This window comes from Arthrobacter sp. EM1, assembly GCF_029964055.1.
Lineage (GTDB): Bacteria > Actinomycetota > Actinomycetes > Actinomycetales > Micrococcaceae > Arthrobacter.
In genome coordinates, this window is record NZ_CP124836.1 from 2572181 (window position 1) to 2590266 (window position 18086).

The following is an 18086-nucleotide window of genomic DNA, read 5'->3' on the forward strand; positions in this document are numbered from 1 at the left end:
GTTCCGAGCAGGAGCCAGGTGGATTCCATGCCCCGGCCGTCAGCAATGAACCCACTTCAGAATCCATCCGACTCTCTAGCGCTGTATTCGGAAGGCCAGGCTCGCCCACTTGAGCCGTGGCCTTCGCATTCAGCGCTCAGTTTCATCATCTCGGCCGCGTCTGGAAGGCGGTGCTGGGCAGATCCTTCTCGCCATCGACGATCGCGTTGATGATCCGCGCTGCAACGAGGTCTGGATCCAGCGGCGCTCCGAATCGCGGCGCTGACCCGGCGATCGGGTGCTCGGACAGCGCGGTGCCTGTGTGGCCTGGGCGGGCATCCACGAGTCGGATGCCCGCGCGACGATACTCGCGCGCCGCTGCGACAACAAAAGCCGCGAGCCCAGCTTTCGACGCCGAGTATGCTGCCAGACCGGCGACGGGTGTCTCAGCGACAACGCCGCTCAGTGTTACCACGAAGGGCTCCCGGCCGTCATGTGCCGAGGCCGCGAGGTAGGGCTGGCTCTGGGTAATGAGCTGGATCGCACTGGTCGTGTTCACAGCGAACAGTTCGTCCACCGTGGCGGGTTCAAGGTCTGATGCGGAGCCGAAGGCGACGACCCCGGACGCAACCACCAGCCCGTCGAGACGTCCGTGCTGCGCATTCGTGGCATCCAGCACCTCCCGAATCACAGAAGGTGAACGTAGATCGTGCCCAGCAGACTTTGACGACCGGGCAACAATGGCGCCGCTACTCTCCAGCTGATCGGCGATCCGCGAGCCGAGCCCGCCGGTGGCGCCGACTACCAGAACAACCGCACCCTGAAGATTCGTCATGGGGTAGATCCTAAATCACGTGCGGCAGGCAGCCCAGCCCGAGTCGGTTTGCTGAGGTTGGACGACTGCGGTATTCCCCAGACAGCGATGCAAGCTTCACGCGCACCCCCGGCGTGAAGCGCCCCAAGTTTCATGCCACAGCCTTGAGATTTGGAGAGATGTATGTCATGCCCCGCGGCCGCGCACCCCTTGGTGCTGCAATTTATGGGCATCCGCGGCACCGACGCACACCCGCGTGTTACACAATAAGCACACCGAACCCACGGATGCTCAAATCGCACAAACACAATCGGCCCCATGCCGAAGCAGCGCGGCAGTCTCAATAATTCATTGAGCTGTGCAAGGTAAATGATCCATCGGGGGCATCCGGCTCCGGCTCGGTCCGGATAGGCATGTCCTTGAGAACCCGATTGAACCAACTTCGTTATTGGAAGGGACACAGTGGTACCTCTTCTTTTCGACGGCGGCCGCTGAATGTGACCGCCCAGACGGCAGCCAGCTGCTCCGCCCTATCGTGCGATGGGGAGGATCGGGTATGAATAGCCGCCCCACCAGTAGGGGGCAAAGCCGAAGTAGCTGTACGAGTTCTGGTGGTACTTTTTGTCGTTGACCAGTTCTGGGTCGTACGGCGGTGCACCGGCCACCCGCTCCTTAGTTTGTGCCATTAACGCCGGCCGTGACTGGGCACGCGGGCTCTTAGCCGAACGCTCCGACTCCGTCGATCGACGGAGCGGGCTCCTTGAGGTCCTTGACGGGCTCGGTTTCGACCCGGCGCCGGACGGCGATGTCGTCCAGGTGCGGCGGTGCCCATTCCGCGATGCTGCACGGCGTCACCCGCAGGTGGTCTGCTCGGTCCACCTTGGACTCGTGCAACAGTTACGCGACGGCGACGGCGACGCGCCGCCGGACGTGCGTCTGCTCCCCTTTGTTCAACCAAGTCTGTGCGTCATTACCCTGACCTGATTCGTCCACCGCCACCGAACCGATTGATGTTAGGCTCCGGGCTTGGATCGATAGCGGTGACGGTGCCGCCCTGTCCTTCGACCATTAGCGGACGACCACACCCGATGCAAGGCGCCGCGCAGCAAGGAAAGAGCGGTTGGCACCCGAGGGTCTCGGCTACCAGGTCACTCTCGCAAGCCTGCTGAGCGGTCCGGTGCATCCTCATGGTGATGTGGCTCCTGCAGGGATCGGGAGAGCATAATGTCACCGAGGACGAAGACCCACAGGGTTTTTGGCCGCTTCCGGCGTCGCTTTCCCAAGAAAGGTATCGGTGCCGTGCCGCAAGTCAGCGAGGAGGCTGGGCAATGTCGACTACAACTGATGTTCAGGTGCGCCGGGTCTATGATCCGATCAGCGACGACGACGGCGTCCGGGTTCTGGTAGACCACATCTGGCCCCGCGGGATGACCAAGGCCAAGGCGGCACTGGACGAGTGGTGCAAAGACGTCTCCCCGTCAACGGAGCTGCGCAAATGGTACGGCCACGACCCTGCCAAGTTCGACGAGTTTGCCAAGCGCTACAAGGCCGAGCTTAAAGAACCCGCCCGGGCGCAGGCGCTTAACCATCTGAGCGAACTCGCCAAGGACCAACGGCTGACGTTGCTGACGGCAACCAAAGCCGCCGACATCAGTGAGGCCCATGTCTTGGCCGACCTGATCGGACGGTAGCCAAGGTGCATCCGGCGCACCTCAGGAGAAGGAGTTCCGGAAGGAACCGATCCATGACTTGGAACCGGACAACCACTGACGCGTCCGGAGCTGGAGACTGACCCGGATTTGGTTGACTCGAGACCTTAGACCGACGAGGGGACGTCCGGTTAATTGGTTCTGGGACTTGACCTTGGGCCGTCATTCTTTGTACGGCAAACATGCTGACAACATCGGTGGCAACCGGTCTCAGAAAGCGCATGGCCGCCAAGAACATGTGTTCTTGGCGGCCATCGCAAAAGGTCTCGTGAGGTCAGGAACTACACATTGAACCTGAACTCCACCACGTCGCCGTCGGCCATGACGTATTCCTTGCCTTCGATCCGGACCTTGCCCCGGGACTTCGCCTCGGCCATGGAACCGGCTTCGATGAGATCGTTGAAGGAGACGACCTCGGCCTTAATGAATCCGCGCTGGAAATCAGAATGGATCACACCGGCGGCCTGCGGGGCCGTATCACCCTGGTGGATGGTCCACGCCCGGGTTTCCTTGGGGCCGGCCGTCAGGTAAGTCTGGAGTCCAAGGGTGTGGAAGCCGACGCGCGCCAGCTGGTCGAGTCCGGATTCGTCCTGGCCGTTCAGTTCCAGCATCTCGCGGGCTTCCTCCTCGTCCAGTTCCACGAGGTCGGACTCGAGCTTGGCGTCGAGGAAGATGGCGTCTGCCGGGGCAACCATGGCCCGCAGTTCTTCCTGCTTCTCGGGGCTGCCGAGGATACCTTCGTCCGCGTTGAAAACGTAGATAAATGGCTTGGCCGTGAGGAGGCTGAGCTCCCTGAGGTGTTCCATCTCCAGCTTGTCGCTCTTGACCGAGGAGAAGATGGTGTCGCCGCGTTCCAGGACGGCCTGGGCCGCCTGGATGGCTGCAAGTTCAGCCGCTTCCCGCTTCTTGATCTTGACTTCTTTTTCGATCCGGGGAATTGCATTTTCAATGGTCTGCAAGTCAGCCAGGATCAGTTCGGTGTTGATGGTCTCCATGTCGGAGCGGGGATCCACCTTGCCGTCGACGTGGATGACGTCGGGATCAGCGAACACACGGACAACCTGCGCGATGGCCTCGGCCTCGCGGATGTTGGCAAGGAACTTGTTTCCCAGGCCTTCGCCCTCCGACGCGCCCTTGACGATACCGGCGATGTCCACAAACGACACCGGAGCCGGCAGCAGACGCTGGGACCCAAAGACGGCGGCCAGCTTGGCGAGCCGCGGGTCCGGCAGGTTGACCACACCAACGTTGGGCTCGATCGTGGCGAACGGGTAGTTCGCTGCGAGCACCTGGTTGCGGGTCAGTGCGTTGAAAAGAGTTGATTTGCCGACGTTGGGCAGTCCGACGATGCCAATAGTAAGAGCCACGAGGACCAATTCTACCCGCTTGCGGCCCGGGACCGGGACCGCTGCCGGGAGTCGGACGCAAACTGTCACAGGGGCATGCCAGAGTGAAGGCATGGACGCTTTTGCACTGATCCTTTCACTTCTGATGCTTCTCATTGGCGCCGTCGCCGGCGCCGTCGTGGCCTACCTGCTGGTGCGGCGACGAACCGCCGCGGTGGAGCGCGACTTCGACGCCGTCTCGGGCCGGCTTGCCGAGGTCAGCGCCCAGTTCGCCGCGGCGGACGCCGAGCGGCGACTGCTGGCAGCCCAGAACCGGGAACTCGGCGAATCCCGGAACCAGGACGGCAGCGTACTGCGGGCCCTGGCCCCGGTGGCGGAGAAGCTCACGGCCGTTCAGCGGCAGGTTTCGCTCCTGGAACGCGACCGCCTGGAACAGTACGGGCAGCTCGCGCAGCAGTTGCAGGAAGCCCGCCTTTCCGACGAACAGCTGCTGCGCTCAACGCATGCCCTTGAGTCCGCGCTGCGGTCCAACAGCGCCCGCGGACAGTGGGGTGAGGTCCAGTTGCGCCGCGTGGTCGAGGCCGCGGGGATGCTGCGCCATGTGGATTTCCACGAGCAGGTCCACAGCGGGCAGGCCCACGGCGCAACCGAGGCCAGTGTCCGGCCAGACCTGGTGGTGCAGCTTCCCGGTCAGAAGCAACTCGTCGTCGACGCGAAGGTACCGCTCACGTCCTATCTGGCGGCACAGGAGCTTGGTGCGTCCGCCGCGGGCCCGCCCCACCCACAGTCGCTGGGCGGGCAGCAGGCTCATCTCCTGGCCCATGCCAAGGCCTTGAAGGCCCATGTGGACGCGCTGAGCGGGAAAAAGTACTGGGACATTCCGGGCAACTCCCCGGAACTTGTGGTCTGTTTCCTGCCGGCCGAATCGATTCTCGCGGCCGCGCTGTCCGCGGACCCGGCCCTGCTGGACTATGCCCTGTCCAAGAATGTGGTGCTGGCATCGCCCTCAACCTTGTTGGCAGTGCTGAAATCCGTAGCCTTCACCTGGCGTCAAGACGTCCTGACGGACAGCGCCCGGGAGCTGTTTGAACTTGCCCGCCAGCTGTACGAACGGATGGGAACGCTCGGTGAGAACGTCACCAAGCTCGGCTCCTCGCTGAAAACCTCCGTGGAACGCTACAACTCCCTGGTGGGAACCCTGGAGGCGCGGGTGCTGCCGACGGCCCGGAAGCTCAATGCCCTGGACGCCGCAGGTCTGGTCACACCTGCTGCCGTGGAGGTGACGCCGCGTTCCGTGGCCGCCCCCGAACTCCAGCCCGGGAACGGTTCCGGGACCTCGGCCGGGAACCCCGGCAGCGACTCGGGCGAGGAGGTCCGGGAATCGGCAGCCTAGCCGGCCCGGGGCCGGGAGTTCCTAAGAGGTCTGGGTGGTGCGTGCCCCGCGGCCGCCGAGGGCACGGGTGACGTCCCCGGCCTGCTTCAACGTGGCGCGAAGTTCTTTCGGCAGCGAGAAAAGCAGGTCTTCCTCGGCCGTGACGACTTCCTCGACGGTGCCGTAGCCGTAGTCAGCCAGCAGTCGCAGGACGTCCTTGACCAGGACTTCCGGAACCGAGGCGCCCGAGGTCACACCAACGGTCGCCACCCCCTCGAACCAGGATTCGTCGACCTCGTTGGCGAAATCCACCCGGTAGGAAGCCTTCGCGCCGTACTCCAGGGCCACTTCCACGAGCCGGACAGAGTTCGACGAGTTTGCCGATCCGACGACGATGACCAAGTCGGCCTGGGGTGAGATCTTCTTGATGGCGACCTGTCGGTTAGTTGTCGCGTAGCAGATGTCGTCGCTGGGCGGATCCTGCAGGGTGGGGAACCGTTCCTTGAGGAGCCGGACGGTTTCCATCGTTTCGTCAACGCTGAGCGTGGTCTGGGAAAGCCAGATGACCTTTTCCGGGTCCCGGACCGTAACCTTGCCGACCTCGTGCGGGCCGTTGATGATTTGGATGTGCTCGGGAGCCTCGCCTGCCGTTCCCTCGACTTCCTCATGGCCGTCATGGCCGATTAGGAGGATGTCGAAGTCGTCCTTCGCGAAGCGCACGGCTTCTTTGTGCACCTTGGTGACGAGCGGGCAGGTCGCGTCGATGGTCCGCAGACCCCGGTCCTCGGCAGACTGGACCACAGCCGGCGAGACGCCGTGGGCAGAGAAGATCACCAGGGCACCCTCGGGGACCTCGTCGGTCTCGTCAACGAAGATTGCCCCTTTTTCCTCCAAGGAGCTCACCACGTGCACGTTGTGGACGATCTGCTTGCGGACGTAAACCGGAGGGCCGTAGTGCTCCAGCGCTTTTTCCACCGCGATGACTGCCCGGTCGACGCCGGCGCAGTAGCCGCGCGGCGCGGCGAGCAGAACCCTTTTGGGGCCCGCTACGGCGGCTGCCGCCAGCACTTCCTCCGGCGAACGCCGACGGCGCGGGACGGTTGGCATCGGAATGGACACGGCTGTGGAGGTCATGCCCCAATGCTACCGGTGTTGAGGGACCTGCTGCTGTGCCAGCGGTTGCGGCACCCGGCGGTGGGGGCGGGCGCGCAGGATCAGGCCGGCCGCGAGCAAGACGCCGCCAGCCGCCGCTGCCGCCAGGATCCACTGGCCGAAACTTGAGCTGGCAGCGGAGACGAACTCGCTCTTGAAGATCTCCGCGACCGCGTTGCCGCTGGACGTTCCCTTCACCGCACTCCCGGCTGCGCCGGCGGCAAGCTGCCAGGCTCCGGCCAGCACGAGGGCACCGAGCCCGATCCCGGCGAGGACTGTGGGGCGCCGCCGGGCGGCCACGAAGGCCAGCGCGAAGGAGATGAGGGCGCCGGCGGCGAGCGGGTAGCCAATCGGAGCGACAGCGGAGACCCGGTCCAGGATCTGCCGGTGCTTCGGTTGCCCAAGGGTAATCGGCAGCTGGTCAGGGGCCGTCAGCTGCAAGGAGGTGGCTTCCGCCACCTGGTTCGCCACCAGACCGACGAGTGGGGCGAGGTCCAGCGTCAATGAGGTTCCGGTGCCCGTGCCGGCGGGACGAGCCTTGGGGTCGGCGAAATTCAGCCGGTGGCTCTTGCGCAGGGTTTCGGTCCAGGCCTCGGGATAGCCGGGCATGGCCGTGAGGGACTTGGCGGCACGTTGCAAGACTGGCGTAACGAGTCCACTGATCGCCTGGGGAATTTGATCCGCGCCGAGGCTGCCGACCGCGGCGCCGGCCAGCCGCTGCTGGAACGCCGGGTCCTTGCCCAGCGGGGCGGCGAATGCCACAAAACCGTCCTCCTGCACGATATTCCGATCCACCCACATGGCTGGAATAGCGACAGCCGTAAGGACAAGACCGATGATTACCGCTACGGCCGAAACAAAAGTGCGCACAAGGATTCCTAGGAAATTGACGGGTAGTGCCATCTTACGGGGGGCGTCCTGCCGAACAATAAAGTCGCGCCCCCCATGGTAGGCCTATGGATAGAGTTGAACCCGACACATTCGAGTTGTCCGCCGCTGGCCCTTCCTGATGCGCAATCGCCGAGAAGGACCCGTGCGGGCCGCCCCGCCCCGACAAAGGACACCTATCCATATGCACCAGGCCATCCCCGTACCGGGGTACCGGCATGTCTGAGGACGCCGCAGCAGCCACGACCGTTCCGGCCACGGCGGCAGAAACCAGCCCCGACAATCCTTGGCCCTTGCAGCTGTTGTCCCAAAAGCTCAAGACGCACATTGACCGCGCCCCGTCCGCCTGGGTCGAAGGCCAAGTGATCGAACTGAACCGGCGGGGCACCAACGCCTACCTCACGCTGCGAGACATCGACGCCGAAATCTCCCTGCCTGCGTCGGTCTGGACTAATGTGCTGGACCGGCAGGAAAGCCCGCTGGAACGAGGCTCCCGGGTCGTAGCCCTGCTCAAGGCGGAATTGTGGCTCAAGACCGGCAGGTTGAACATGTCGGTAAAGGACATCCGGCCGGTTGGCCTTGGTGACCTGCTCGCACGGATCGAGCGGCTCCGGCATGCCCTGGCGGCGGAAGGGCTCTTCTCCGATGCCCGCAAGAAGCGCCTGCCGCTGCTTCCGCACCGGATCGGCCTGATCACCGGGCGCAACTCGGACGCCAAGAAGGATGTGCTGCGCAACGCAGCACTGCGCTGGCCCGCTGTGGAATTCGAAGTCCGCGAGGTGGCTGTCCAGGGCAACACTGCGGTCGCACAGGTCATCGCCGCACTCCGCGAACTGGATGCGGACCCGGCGGTGGACGTCATCGTGATCGCCCGCGGCGGCGGTGCGTTGGAGGATCTGCTGCCGTTCAGCAACGAGGAACTTATCCGTGCGGTGTCCGTCGCGTCCACACCGATAGTGAGCGCGATCGGCCACGAGGCGGACCGGCCGATTCTTGACGATGTCGCGGATCTGCGCGCCTCCACCCCGACCGACGCTGCCAAGCGGATCGTCCCGGACGTCGTCGAGGAGCTCGCCCGGGTCCGTCAGGCCCGGGAGCAGCTTCGGCGCGGTGTCACCCGACTGGTGGAACGCGAAACGGACCGGTTGGCGGCGTTGAGATCCCGACCTGTGCTGGCGTCCCCCGACGTTATGGTCAGGGGCCGGTACGACGACGTCGAACGGCTCACGGGCCGTTCCCGGGCCGCGGTCACCACCGCCGTCGTGCGGGCGTCTGACCAGCTGGTGCACCTGAAGGCCCAGGTCCGGGCCCTCTCGCCGCAGAAAACCCTGGACCGGGGATATGCGGTAGTGCAGCTCGCCGTCGGCGGTTCGACCCCGGGCACCGGGCACGGCGTTGTGCGGCACCCCGAGCAGGCTCCGCCCGGCACTCCCCTCACCGTTCGCGTGGCCGGTGGCCGGTTCACCGCAGAGTCGACCGGTGGCCAGGAACCCGCCGAAGACTAAGTCCGGTGCCGGCAAAGCGGGTCACCGCAGAATCAAAACCCCGCCCGGCCAGCCCCGATCAATTCCTTCCCCCGACCCAACAAGGAGCAGCACACCATGGCAGCAGAAACCACGCCCGGCAACGACATTGATGCCCTGAGCTATGAGGAAGCCCGCGAGGAGCTCGTCGGGGTCGTCAGCAGACTCGAGGCAGGCGGCGTAAGCCTTGAGGAGTCGCTGTCTTTGTGGGAACGCGGCGAGGCTCTGGCCAAACGCTGCGAACAATGGCTCGAGGGTGCCCGCAAGCGCCTGTCCGCGGCCCGGGACCTAGCCGCCCGGGACAGCCCGGAGTAGTCCCGGCACGGCCGCTCAGGAGCGCTCCACAAGGTCCCGCTCCAGTGCGACGTCAAGCTCGGGAACCGGCCACTCCAGCTTCAGCCCGTCCATCGCGTCCAGCAGCAGCTGCTGGACGGCGATCCGGGCGTACCATTTCTTGTTGGCCGGCACGACATGCCAGGGTGAAGCGCTGGAATTCGTGTGGTCGAAAGCCGCCTGGTAGGCAGCCATGTAGTCGTCCCAGAACGCGCGTTCTTTAAGGTCGTTGCTGCTGTACTTCCAAAGTTTGGCCGGATCGTCCAGCCGGGCGAGCAACCGCTCCTTCTGCTCATCGGGGCTGATGTGGAGCATCACCTTAACGATCTTCGTCCCGGCGGCGGTCTGCCGGGCTTCGAATTCGTTGATGGCCTGGTAGCGGCGTTCGAGTTCCTTCGGATCCGCCCAACGGTGGACGCGGTGGATCAGGACGTCCTCGTAGTGGGACCGGTCAAAGACTCCCACCATGCCGGCCGCGGGCACTTCCTTCTCGATCCGCCACAGGAAGTCATACGACTTCTCCTCGTCGGTGGGGGCCTTAAACGACCTCAACTGGACCCCCTGCGGGTTCATGGTGCCCATCACGTGGTTCACGATTCCACCCTTGCCAGCGGTGTCCATGGCCTGCAGGATCAACAGGAGGCGCTTGGTGCCGCCGAACCGGGACTCGGCAAAGAGCTGCTCCTGGAACACCGTCAGGTTATCGTCCAGGTCGGAGAGCAGCAGCTCGCCATCACTTTTGTCCCCCGGGTATCCCGGGGTGGCGTCCGGATCCACGTCCTTCAGCCTGAAACCCTTACCCACCTTCAAAGTCTCAGAAGGGTGCTGCTTGAATCTCACGATGTCTGACATCCCTTGCCTCTTTCCGGTTCAGGCAGCCTCCGTTCGGAACGCCGGACAACCGCCCGCGCCGCTGCTCAGTTCAGGCTAGTTCCCCTTGTACCGGCTCAGGAAGTCCGCCATACGGTTGATGGCCTCCTCCAGATCCTTCACAAGCGGCAGGGTGACCATCCGGAAGTGGTCGGGGCGGACCCAGTTGAAGGCGCGGCCGTGGGAGACAAGGATCTTTTGTTCACGCAGCAGGTCCAGGACAAACTTCTCATCGTCGCGGATGCGGTAAACCTCAGGATCGAGCTTGGGGAAGAGGTACATCGCCCCCCGTGCCTGCTGCGTGCTGACCCCGGGAATGGCGTTGAGCATGTCATAGGCCTTGTTCCGCTGCTCGAGCAGCCGGCCGCCCGGCAGGATCAGATCGTTGATGCTCTGGTATCCGCCCAGCGCCGTCTGGATCGCGTGCTGCGCCGGGACGTTCGCGCACAGACGCATGTTCGCCAGCAGGTTGATGCCCTCGAGATAATCCGCGGCTTCCTTTTTTGGTCCGGAAATAGCCATCCACCCCGCCCGGTAGCCGCACACCCGGTAGGCCTTGGACAGTCCGCTGAAAGTCAGGCACAGGACGTCGTCACCGGTAAGGCTGGCCATGTTCACGTGCACGGCGTCCTCATAGAGGATCTTTTCGTAGATCTCGTCGGCGAACAGCACCAGTCCGTGCTTTTCGGCCAGGACCACAATCTTCTTGAGCGTTTCCTCTGGATAGACGGCGCCGGTGGGGTTGTTGGGGTTGATCACCACGATGCCCTTGGTGCGCGGGGTGATTTTCGCTTCGAGGTCCTCCAGGTCGGGCTGCCAGCCGGACTCCTCATCGCACAGGTAGTGCACCGGCCGGCCGCCGGCCAGGGCCACGGAGGCCGTCCAGAGCGGGTAGTCCGGCGTGGGGATGAGGACCTCGTCGCCGTCGTCCAGCAGCGCCATCAAGGACATGGTGATAAGTTCGCTGACGCCGTTGCCAAGGTAGATGTCATCGACGTGGATGTTCTGGATCCCGCGGGTCTGGTAGTACTGGGAGACAGCTGTCCGGGCCGAGAAGATGCCGCGGGAGTCGCTGTAGCCCTGGGCGTGCGGCAGGTGTCGGATCATGTCCACCAGGATCGCGTCCGGCGCTTCAAACCCAAACGGGGCCGGATTTCCGATGTTCAGTTTGAGGATCCGATGACCCTCCGCCTCCATTTGCTGGGCGGCCTGAAGGATCGGTCCACGGATGTCGTAAAGGACATTATGAAGCTTGGTGGACTGCTTGAATTCTGCCATTCATCAAATATGCCATATGGCGGATGTAGTTCCGGCGAGATCTGACTCACAACACCGGGCCGCCGTCACAGGCGGAAGAACCGCGACGGCGGCCGCCGGCCCGCCCCGCATCCGCAGGGAAGTCCGGCCACCGCCGTCGTTCCTCAGAAAAAGCCGGGGGCAGGCCCTACTTGACCAGTCCCTTGTCCTTGAGCCAGGCCGCAGCAGCGTCCTTCGGGTTTTGCTTCTGGCTGCCGCTGACAGCCCGGTTGAGGTTAATCAGGTCTTCGGTGGTGAGAACCTTCGAGACCGCGTTCAGGGTTTCCTTCGCCTTGTCCGTCATCTTGGCCTTGTTGTACAGCGGGAGGACCTGCTGGGCGATGAAGTTGTCCTTCGGGTCCTCGAGCACCACCAGGTCGTTGTCTGCGATGGACGGAGTGGTGGTGTAGATGTCGGCTACCTGGACCTGGTCCGAGAGGAGGGCCTTGAGCGTGACGGCACCCCCGCCGTCGCTGAACGGTTCCAGCTTCTTGGGCACGCAGTCGTAGTTCTTCTTCAGGCCGGGGAGCCCGTAGGCGCGCTCCGCGAAGGTCGCCGGGGCACCCACCACGATTTCGCTGCAGACTTTGGCGAGGTCCTCGATCGACTTCAACTGGTACTTCTCCGCAGTGGCCTTGGTCACAACCATCGCGTCCTTGTCCTCTGCCTTGGAAGCCTCCAGCACGGCCAGTCCCTCAGGCAGCTTCTCCGAGAGTGCCTTGTAGATGTCTCCCGCGGAGACCTCCGTGGCGTCCTTGCTCACGTGCAGCAGCAGGTTTCCGCTGTAATCGGGAATGACGTCCACTGATCCGTCCTGGACCGCCTTGAAATAAACCTCGCGGGAACCGATGTTCGGCTTGGTGCTTGCCGTGACGCCGGCCCCGTTCAGCGCACCGGCGTAGACCTCGGCGACGATCTGGCTTTCAGGGAAATCGGCCGAACCGATTACGAGGGCCGCGCCGGAACCGGAGCCGGTTTCGGCAGAGGCGGGTGCGGTGGAGAGCGGATCGGATGAGCCGCCGCAGGCGGACAATGCCATGGCCAGGCCGACGCCGGCGGCCAGGCCGCCGAATGCGCGCCTGCCGAGTGCTCGTTGGCGGGTTTCCTTCATGACGTACCTCCTTGAACAACAGTCCCCGCTGGTACGGGGTCTGTGAGATCAACCGCAGCCTGATGGCTTCGGTTTGGCTGTGATGCGGTTCCCCGGGACAGGAAGAGCCGCTGGATGAGGGCAAGGGCCAGGTCGACGGTGATCGCGAGGCCGGCGATGAGCAGGGAGCCGCCCAGCATCTGCGGGAAGTCTGAGAGCACAAGCCCGTCGAACAAGTAGCGGCCAAGCCCCCCCAGGTTGATATATGCGACGACCGAGACGGTGGCGATGGCCTGGAGTGTACCGGTCCGGAATCCGCCGTACATCACGGGCAGCGCGTTGGGAAACTCGGCCCGGAAGAGCACCTGGAGTTCGGTCATGCCCATGGCCCGCGCGGCGTCGACGACGTTCCGGTCCACACTGGAAATGCCGGCATAGGTGCCGGCGAGCAGCGGCGGCACGGTCAGGATCACAAGCGCCCAGATCGGCGGCATCAGTCCGATGCCGGCCAGCAGGACAAAGAGCGTCAGCAGGCCGAGGGTCGGCAGCGCACGCAGGGCGCCGGCGAGAGCAACAACGGCGACCCGCCCGCGCCCGGTATGCCCGACGTAGAGGCCGATAGGCACCGCAATGGCGGTGGCGATCAGCATCACCAGGCCGGTGTACAGCAGGTGCTCCACGAGACGTTCCGGGATGCCGGCGCTGCCCGTCCAGTGCTTGGGGTCGCCGAGCCATGCGAAGGTTTCGGTCACGACGTTGCTCATGCGTTTCCCCCGCCCGTCTTTGGACGGGCGAACCGGAGCGCCGCGGCCTTGGTCCCCGGCGTGTGGTGGCCGGATTCGGTGCCGGCAGCCGGGGCGGCCGCGGCACGGGTCCAGGGTGTCAGCAGCCGCTCCAGCAGGACCAGGACAGCGTCCATCACCAGCGCGAGAATCAGGATGGCGATGATGCCCACCATCACTTCGGTGACGAAATCGCGCTGCAGCCCGGAGGTGAAAAGCATACCGAGGTTGCCGATGCCCAGCAGGGCCGCGACGCTGACCAGTGAGATGTTACTTACTGAGACGACGCGCAATCCGGCAAAAAGCACCGGCAGGGAAAGCGGCAGATCGATCTGCAGGAAGCGGGCAAAGGGCTTGAAGCCCATGGCGACCGCCGCCTGCCGGAGGTCCTCGTCGACGGAGTCAAAAGCATCCAGGGTGGCACGTACCAGCAGGGCGACGGCATAGAGGGTCAGGGCAACAACCACGTTGACCGGGTCCAGGATCCGCGTCCCCAGCACGGTCGGCAGGATGATAAAAAGCGCCAGGGACGGGATGGTGTACAGCAGTGAGGACGCCGTCACCAGCACGGACCGCAGTCCGCGGTTCTGCCGCGCAAATTGTGCCACCGGCACTGCAATCAGCACTCCGAAAACCATCGGCAAGATGGCCAGGACGAGGTGTTGCCCGGCGAGCCTGTAGACCTGAGCGCTGTTTGCCAGGAACCATTCCATCAGAGCGCGCCGTGCCGGACGTGCCGGTCCGATTCGATCACGGCGAGGACTTCTTCAGCGGTGATAACGCCGGCCACCCGGCCGTCCTCGTCCACGACGACGCCGAGACCGGAGGGCGAGGACAGGGCCGCGTCGAGCGCGCGGCGGAGCGTGTCGCCCTTGCGGAAGAGAGACCCGCCGGGAACCGATTCGGACCCCATGCCCGGGCCCGACCAGCCCAGCGGACGCAGGTCGTGACCGACCAGCAGTTGCCAACCGGCGGCGTCGTTGCCGGCGAGTTTGAGTTCATCGGCAGTAACGGTCCTGGCAGGATGCACTGTGACGCCGTCGGACGGGCTGAAAGCGAGGTGGCGGAAGCCGCGGTCCCGGCCCACAAACGAGGCCACAAAGTCGTTGGCGGGGGCACGCAGGATCTCTTCCGGAGTTGCGTACTGCGCCAGTTTGCCACCCAGGCCAAAGACAGCCACCTTGTCCCCCAGCACCGTGGCCTCGTCAATGTCGTGCGTGACGAACACGATGGTCTTGGCCAGGTCGCGCTGTAGCCGCAGGAGTTCCTGCTGCAATTCGTCGCGGACCACCGGGTCCACGGCGCTGAAAGGCTCATCCATCAGCAGCACGGGCGGGTCCGCGGCGAGCGCACGCGCCACTCCCACACGCTGCTGCTGGCCGCCGGACAGCTGAGAGGGATACCGTTTGCCCAGCGCGGACGCCAGCCCGACGACGTCGAGAAGTTCGTGTGCGCGTTTGAGCGCCTCGGCCTTGGACACGCCGTTGAGCCGGGGAACGGTGGCGATATTGTCCAGTACCGAGCGGTGCGGCATCAGCCCGGAAGACTGCATCACGTAGCCCATGGAGCGGCGCAGCTTCGCCGCCGGCCCGGTCGTAACGTCCTCGCCACCCACTGTGATGGATCCCGACGTCGGCTCGACCATCCGATTGATCATCCGCAGCGAGGTGGTCTTGCCGCACCCCGACGGCCCGACAAAGACCGTAATGGCTGCCTTGTCGATGGACATGGTCAGGTCATCGACGGCCGGCGCGCCGCCCTGGTACTGCTTGGTGACGTTCTGGAACTCGATCATGGCTTCAGCCATTTCCGGGCTTACCTAACTGTTGGCGGCAATATCGGACGGTCCAGCTTGCTGATCTTAGGCATGCTGATTTTTGACTGTAAAGCAGTAGGACCCAGCGTAGCCAGCGCGACTGACAAAGTCAGGAAAAAGCAGTGAAATCGTCAAGGGCGCTGTTGCTGACTTAATGATTCGTAGGGCGGCCGGTTTTGGATGGGTGCCGCAGGAAAAAACTTCCGCCGCGGCACCCACCCTTGCGCTACGGCACATCCCGCGGCACCCTGCGCAGTGTCACCGGTGCCGCCGGCCGGCCCCTGGCTGCCCGCTCCGGCCTCTCCTGCCGCGTCTTACACCTTGGTTTTCCGCAGCCTCGTGGCTGTCCCGCGCCGCCGCCCGCTGGCTTTTACCGGCGTCGGCGATCTGTTGCTGCCGCCCCCGCGCAAAAGCGCGGTCGGCGGCAGCATCATGCCGCCGGGACAGGGCTCTGAGTTCACGCTGCAGTTTCAGGTAGCTCTCCCAGCGGCGGTCATCGAGGGATCCGTCACCGAGTGCGCCCTGCACGGCACAGCCGGGTTCGCTGCCGTGGGCGCAATCGGAAAACCGGCACCGTGCGAAGAGCTCCTCGAGATCGCCGAACATTTGCGCCATCCCGCCGTCGGCATCGAAGAGCCCGAAGCCTCGAACCCCCGGAGTGTCCATCAGCACCGCACCGCCGGGCAGAGGCACCAGTTCGCGGGAGGTGGTGGTGTGCTTTCCTTTGCCGTCACCGGCGCGGACTGCTCCCGTATCCTGGACCCGGACGCCGGCGAGGGCGTTGATAAGAGTCGACTTACCGGCCCCCGAAGGGCCCAGCAGCACAAGGGTGCCGCCGGGCGGGAGGTGGCCCAGCAGTTCGTCGAGGCCGTCACGCTGTTCCGCGGAGGTGGTGATTACCGCGACGCCGGCGGCCTGGCGAATTACGGTGCCAACGACGTCGTCCGCGATGTCGGCAAGGTCCGCTTTGGTGATGATGACCATCGGTGTGGCACCCGAGTCCCACGCGGCGACGAGGGTCCGTTCCAGCCGGTTATGGCTAAGCGGCCGGTCCACGGGCACCACAATGCCGACGACATCCATGTTGGCGGCGAGGACCTGTGCCTCGGACGAGCCTTCAAAGGCGCGTTTGCGGCTCAGTTCCGAGTGCCGCGGGAGAATCCCGGTGATGGCAGCCTCCCCAGCCGCGTTGGATCCCAGCCAGGCCCAGTCCCCGGTGACGGGCAGTGCGCCGTTGCCGGGGTAGGGCAAGTGGAGGGTCGTATCGCAGGTGGCGATGAGGACCAGGTTTCGGTCCACCCTGATGATCCGCCCCGTGCCGGTGCCGCCGGGCACAGGGTGGGCCGCGTACCGGTCGGCGATGCCGGCAGTGAAGCCGTAGGCCGCGGGGCCCACAAGCAGTTGCTTGGTTTTGGCCGGGCTGGCGCCCATGGCGCCTGGACGTGCAGAAGAAGATCTCAACGAGGAACCCTTAGGTGGGCCCCGGTGCGCGTGCCGCGCTGCGGGTTCGTTTGAACCTCGCCGAGTTAGGGCTGGCGGTTGCTGCTGACCGGGGAAGGAATATGGGGCTGGCTGGTGGTGGCGCGCAGTGCGCACAGTTCGGTTGCAGTCATCATCTCCACCTCCCGCGTCACTTCCAGAATGCCGCCGCATATTTTGCCGACGGTCCCAGCCTAACGGGGCTTCCCCGCCCTGGCTAGGACGCCGTCAGGAGACTTTTCCGTTGACTGGCCGCTCGCGGCGGAGCCGGAGCGCCGCGTCGACGAGCGAGACCTTGTTCAGCCCTTCGACCTCGGCCAACGGAATCCAGGCCGCGTGTGTGGTGCTGCCGTCCACCTCGTGCCGTAAGTGCCCGCCGGTGACCGTCGCCTCGTAGACGAGCCGGAGCGATTGGAAGTCCCGTTCACCGCCGTCGATCCGGATCTCAGCCGGCCAATGGCCAACATCAATCCCCAGCATGGCACCGACTTCGGCGTGGTACCCCGTCTCCTCGTAAACCTCACGGCGGCAGCCGTCGACAGGGTGCTCGGCCAGGTCAAGGCCGCCCCCCGGCAGGGTCCAGCCTTCCTTGCCACCTTGCTTCCAGTACGCCAGGAGGATGGCGCCGTCGCGGATGATGACCGCGTACGCGGCGGGGCGGGTGTCGAAGTTCAGGCTCATTGCTCCAGCGTAGTAGCCGGCCGGATCAGCCTCGGCGCTGCTCGGCTACCAGCCGCAGCACTCCAAAGACGGGGTCCTGCGCCAGGACGCGGACGTCGGTGATGCCCGCATCGGCCAGCGCGGCCCGGAAGGATTCCTGCAGGAGCTGCACGTTCATACCCAGTCCGCCGCCCAGGATTACCGGGCCCTCGCTGCCCAACTGCCGGACCGTCTGCACCGCGAGGGAAGCGAGATCCCGTCCGGCCTGGTCCACCAGCTCCTGGCTGGCGGCGTGGCCGGCGAGGGCGGCATCGACCACCAGCCGGGCCCGCTCGGCCCAATACCGGCGCCCCGTGTCCGCAGAATGGAACAGCGCGATCAGTTTGTTGGGTTCATCCGCACCGCAGGATGCCAGCAGCGCCGTGGTGAGCTGGTCCGGTTCCAGCCCCTGATTCATCCGGCGAAGGCTGTGGCGTACCGCCTCACGGCCCAGCCAGTAGCCGCTGCCCTCGTCTCCGAGCAGGTAGCCCCAGCCGCCGGCCCGGGCTTCCTCGCCGCCACTGTTCCGGCCCCAAGCAGCCGAGCCCGTTCCGCCAATAACAGCGACGCCGGTGGTGGCGCCGCCGGCCGCCAGCAGGAGCCGCGAATCGTGGACCACTGTGATGCGGGCACCCGGCACGTTAGGGGCGATCAGGGCGGCGAGCGCCGCGGCGTCGTCATCGGTATCGATGCCACCGGCGCCCGCATAGACCTGGGAAACCTTGCCGCCGCCGATCCTGGCGAAGAGCTCCACGAGGTTCAGGGCAGCCTCTTCGCGGCTGACATTTTGGACGTTGGAGCTGCCTACGGATTCGTCGGCCACTGCCTTGCCGGCCTCAAAACGCACGCCGCGCGTCTTGGTCCCGCCGATATCAAGGCCGATCACGGCACCCGTGGCGGGCGCGGCCGGGAGAACGGGGTCCGCCGCCGGCGGGATG

The 18086-nt window shown here is 65.1% G+C and carries 19 protein-coding genes; 4 read left to right on the forward strand and 15 right to left on the reverse strand.

Going from position 1 to position 18086, the window contains the following annotated elements; translation table 11 throughout:
• Positions 1 to 145 precede the first annotated feature (145 nt).
• From QI450_RS11835 to QI450_RS11845, 3 genes are all read right to left on the reverse strand, one after another.
• A complete protein-coding gene (locus tag QI450_RS11835) occupies positions 146 to 814 on the reverse strand; it encodes an SDR family NAD(P)-dependent oxidoreductase (protein WP_226776079.1) in 669 nt (222 codons plus the stop codon).
• 509 nt (positions 815 to 1323) lie between these two features.
• The gene (locus QI450_RS11840; RefSeq protein ID WP_226776078.1) at positions 1324 to 1479 is read right to left on the reverse strand and encodes a hypothetical protein; all 156 of its coding nucleotides are present in this window, start codon (positions 1477 to 1479) and stop codon (positions 1324 to 1326) included.
• 31 nt (positions 1480 to 1510) lie between these two features.
• Positions 1511 to 1672 carry a hypothetical protein gene (locus QI450_RS11845; RefSeq protein ID WP_226776077.1) on the reverse strand — a complete coding sequence of 54 codons (162 nt, stop codon included), beginning with the start codon at positions 1670 to 1672 and terminating at the stop codon, positions 1511 to 1513.
• Positions 1673 to 2121: 449 nt separating this feature from the next.
• On the opposite strand from QI450_RS11845, the gene QI450_RS11850 reads away from it, so the two are divergent.
• On the forward strand, positions 2122 to 2484 hold the full coding sequence (locus QI450_RS11850; protein WP_226776076.1) for a DUF488 family protein: 363 nt from the start codon (positions 2122 to 2124) through the stop codon (positions 2482 to 2484).
• A 299-nt stretch (positions 2485 to 2783) separates the two neighbouring features.
• On the opposite strand, the gene ychF is transcribed toward QI450_RS11850, so the two are convergent.
• Positions 2784 to 3869: a redox-regulated ATPase YchF gene (ychF, locus tag QI450_RS11855; protein WP_226776075.1), complete on the reverse strand. Its 1086-nt coding sequence runs from the start codon at positions 3867 to 3869 to the stop codon at positions 2784 to 2786.
• A gap of 91 nt (positions 3870 to 3960) precedes the next feature.
• Between ychF and QI450_RS11860 the strand changes: the two genes are divergently transcribed.
• Complete coding sequence (locus tag QI450_RS11860; protein WP_226776074.1) at positions 3961 to 5241, forward strand: DNA recombination protein RmuC; 1281 nt, start codon at positions 3961 to 3963, stop codon at positions 5239 to 5241.
• A 21-nt stretch (positions 5242 to 5262) separates the two neighbouring features.
• Here QI450_RS11860 and QI450_RS11865 read toward each other — a convergent pair whose 3' ends face one another.
• Together QI450_RS11865 and QI450_RS11870 are read right to left on the reverse strand one after the other, a co-directional pair.
• Complete coding sequence (locus QI450_RS11865; protein ID WP_226776073.1) at positions 5263 to 6354, reverse strand: 4-hydroxy-3-methylbut-2-enyl diphosphate reductase; 1092 nt, start codon at positions 6352 to 6354, stop codon at positions 5263 to 5265.
• A gap of 9 nt (positions 6355 to 6363) precedes the next feature.
• Positions 6364 to 7242, reverse strand: coding sequence for a hypothetical protein (locus QI450_RS11870; RefSeq protein WP_226776072.1), 879 nt, complete (start codon positions 7240 to 7242; stop codon positions 6364 to 6366).
• Positions 7243 to 7478: 236 nt separating this feature from the next.
• Between QI450_RS11870 and xseA the strand changes: the two genes are divergently transcribed.
• Both xseA and QI450_RS11880 read left to right on the forward strand, forming a co-directional pair.
• Positions 7479 to 8765: an exodeoxyribonuclease VII large subunit gene (gene xseA / locus QI450_RS11875; RefSeq protein ID WP_226776071.1), complete on the forward strand. Its 1287-nt coding sequence runs from the start codon at positions 7479 to 7481 to the stop codon at positions 8763 to 8765.
• Positions 8766 to 8861: 96 nt separating this feature from the next.
• Complete coding sequence (locus tag QI450_RS11880) at positions 8862 to 9098, forward strand: exodeoxyribonuclease VII small subunit (protein ID WP_226776070.1); 237 nt, start codon at positions 8862 to 8864, stop codon at positions 9096 to 9098.
• A gap of 15 nt (positions 9099 to 9113) precedes the next feature.
• Here the strand turns inward: QI450_RS11880 and QI450_RS11885 are convergent, their stop codons facing one another.
• From QI450_RS11885 to QI450_RS11925, 9 genes are all read right to left on the reverse strand, one after another.
• The gene (locus tag QI450_RS11885; protein WP_226776069.1) at positions 9114 to 9968 is read right to left on the reverse strand and encodes a PPK2 family polyphosphate kinase; all 855 of its coding nucleotides are present in this window, start codon (positions 9966 to 9968) and stop codon (positions 9114 to 9116) included.
• A gap of 75 nt (positions 9969 to 10043) precedes the next feature.
• The gene (locus QI450_RS11890; RefSeq protein ID WP_226776068.1) at positions 10044 to 11264 is read right to left on the reverse strand and encodes a pyridoxal phosphate-dependent aminotransferase; all 1221 of its coding nucleotides are present in this window, start codon (positions 11262 to 11264) and stop codon (positions 10044 to 10046) included.
• 166 nt (positions 11265 to 11430) lie between these two features.
• A complete protein-coding gene (locus QI450_RS11895; RefSeq protein WP_226776067.1) occupies positions 11431 to 12393 on the reverse strand; it encodes an ABC transporter substrate-binding protein in 963 nt (320 codons plus the stop codon).
• The gene (locus QI450_RS11900) at positions 12390 to 13136 is read right to left on the reverse strand and encodes an ABC transporter permease (RefSeq protein WP_226776066.1); all 747 of its coding nucleotides are present in this window, start codon (positions 13134 to 13136) and stop codon (positions 12390 to 12392) included. Before QI450_RS11900 ends, QI450_RS11895 begins: the two co-directional genes overlap by 4 nt.
• Positions 13133 to 13867 carry an ABC transporter permease gene (locus QI450_RS11905; RefSeq protein ID WP_226776065.1) on the reverse strand — a complete coding sequence of 245 codons (735 nt, stop codon included), beginning with the start codon at positions 13865 to 13867 and terminating at the stop codon, positions 13133 to 13135. The genes QI450_RS11900 and QI450_RS11905 overlap by 4 nt, the downstream gene beginning before the upstream one ends.
• Positions 13867 to 14961 carry an ABC transporter ATP-binding protein gene (locus QI450_RS11910; protein WP_282359678.1) on the reverse strand — a complete coding sequence of 365 codons (1095 nt, stop codon included), beginning with the start codon at positions 14959 to 14961 and terminating at the stop codon, positions 13867 to 13869. The genes QI450_RS11905 and QI450_RS11910 overlap by 1 nt, the downstream gene beginning before the upstream one ends.
• 267 nt (positions 14962 to 15228) lie before the next feature.
• Entirely contained in the window at positions 15229 to 16401 is a 1173-nt protein-coding gene (gene rsgA / locus QI450_RS11915) for a ribosome small subunit-dependent GTPase A (protein ID WP_226776064.1), read from the reverse strand.
• Between the two features lie 276 nt (positions 16402 to 16677).
• Positions 16678 to 17130 carry an NUDIX hydrolase gene (locus tag QI450_RS11920; protein WP_226776063.1) on the reverse strand — a complete coding sequence of 151 codons (453 nt, stop codon included), beginning with the start codon at positions 17128 to 17130 and terminating at the stop codon, positions 16678 to 16680.
• A 25-nt stretch (positions 17131 to 17155) separates the two neighbouring features.
• Positions 17156 to 18085 carry a BadF/BadG/BcrA/BcrD ATPase family protein gene (locus QI450_RS11925; protein WP_282468171.1) on the reverse strand — a complete coding sequence of 310 codons (930 nt, stop codon included), beginning with the start codon at positions 18083 to 18085 and terminating at the stop codon, positions 17156 to 17158.
• Position 18086 lies beyond the last annotated feature (1 nt).

Bases quoted from the DNA above. Each gene is read 5' to 3' on its own strand.
- QI450_RS11880 (WP_226776070.1), top strand. From the start codon at position 8,862: ATGGCAGCAGAAACCACGCCCGGCAACGACATTGATGCCCTGAGCTAT.
- QI450_RS11910 (WP_282359678.1), bottom strand. From the start codon at position 14,961: ATGGCTGAAGCCATGATCGAGTTCCAGAACGTCACCAAGCAGTACCAG.
- QI450_RS11895 (WP_226776067.1), bottom strand. From the start codon at position 12,393: ATGAAGGAAACCCGCCAACGAGCACTCGGCAGGCGCGCATTCGGCGGC.
- QI450_RS11835 (WP_226776079.1), bottom strand. From the start codon at position 814: ATGACGAATCTTCAGGGTGCGGTTGTTCTGGTAGTCGGCGCCACCGGC.
- QI450_RS11905 (WP_226776065.1), bottom strand. From the start codon at position 13,867: ATGGAATGGTTCCTGGCAAACAGCGCTCAGGTCTACAGGCTCGCCGGG.
- QI450_RS11850 (WP_226776076.1), top strand. From the start codon at position 2,122: ATGTCGACTACAACTGATGTTCAGGTGCGCCGGGTCTATGATCCGATC.
- QI450_RS11860 (WP_226776074.1), top strand. From the start codon at position 3,961: ATGGACGCTTTTGCACTGATCCTTTCACTTCTGATGCTTCTCATTGGC.
- QI450_RS11885 (WP_226776069.1), bottom strand. From the start codon at position 9,968: ATGTCAGACATCGTGAGATTCAAGCAGCACCCTTCTGAGACTTTGAAG.
- QI450_RS11840 (WP_226776078.1), bottom strand. From the start codon at position 1,479: ATGGCACAAACTAAGGAGCGGGTGGCCGGTGCACCGCCGTACGACCCA.
- QI450_RS11890 (WP_226776068.1), bottom strand. From the start codon at position 11,264: ATGGCAGAATTCAAGCAGTCCACCAAGCTTCATAATGTCCTTTACGAC.
- rsgA (WP_226776064.1), bottom strand. From the start codon at position 16,401: ATGGGCGCCAGCCCGGCCAAAACCAAGCAACTGCTTGTGGGCCCCGCG.
- xseA (WP_226776071.1), top strand. From the start codon at position 7,479: ATGTCTGAGGACGCCGCAGCAGCCACGACCGTTCCGGCCACGGCGGCA.
- QI450_RS11920 (WP_226776063.1), bottom strand. From the start codon at position 17,130: ATGAGCCTGAACTTCGACACCCGCCCCGCCGCGTACGCGGTCATCATC.
- QI450_RS11865 (WP_226776073.1), bottom strand. From the start codon at position 6,354: ATGACCTCCACAGCCGTGTCCATTCCGATGCCAACCGTCCCGCGCCGT.
- QI450_RS11900 (WP_226776066.1), bottom strand. From the start codon at position 13,136: ATGAGCAACGTCGTGACCGAAACCTTCGCATGGCTCGGCGACCCCAAG.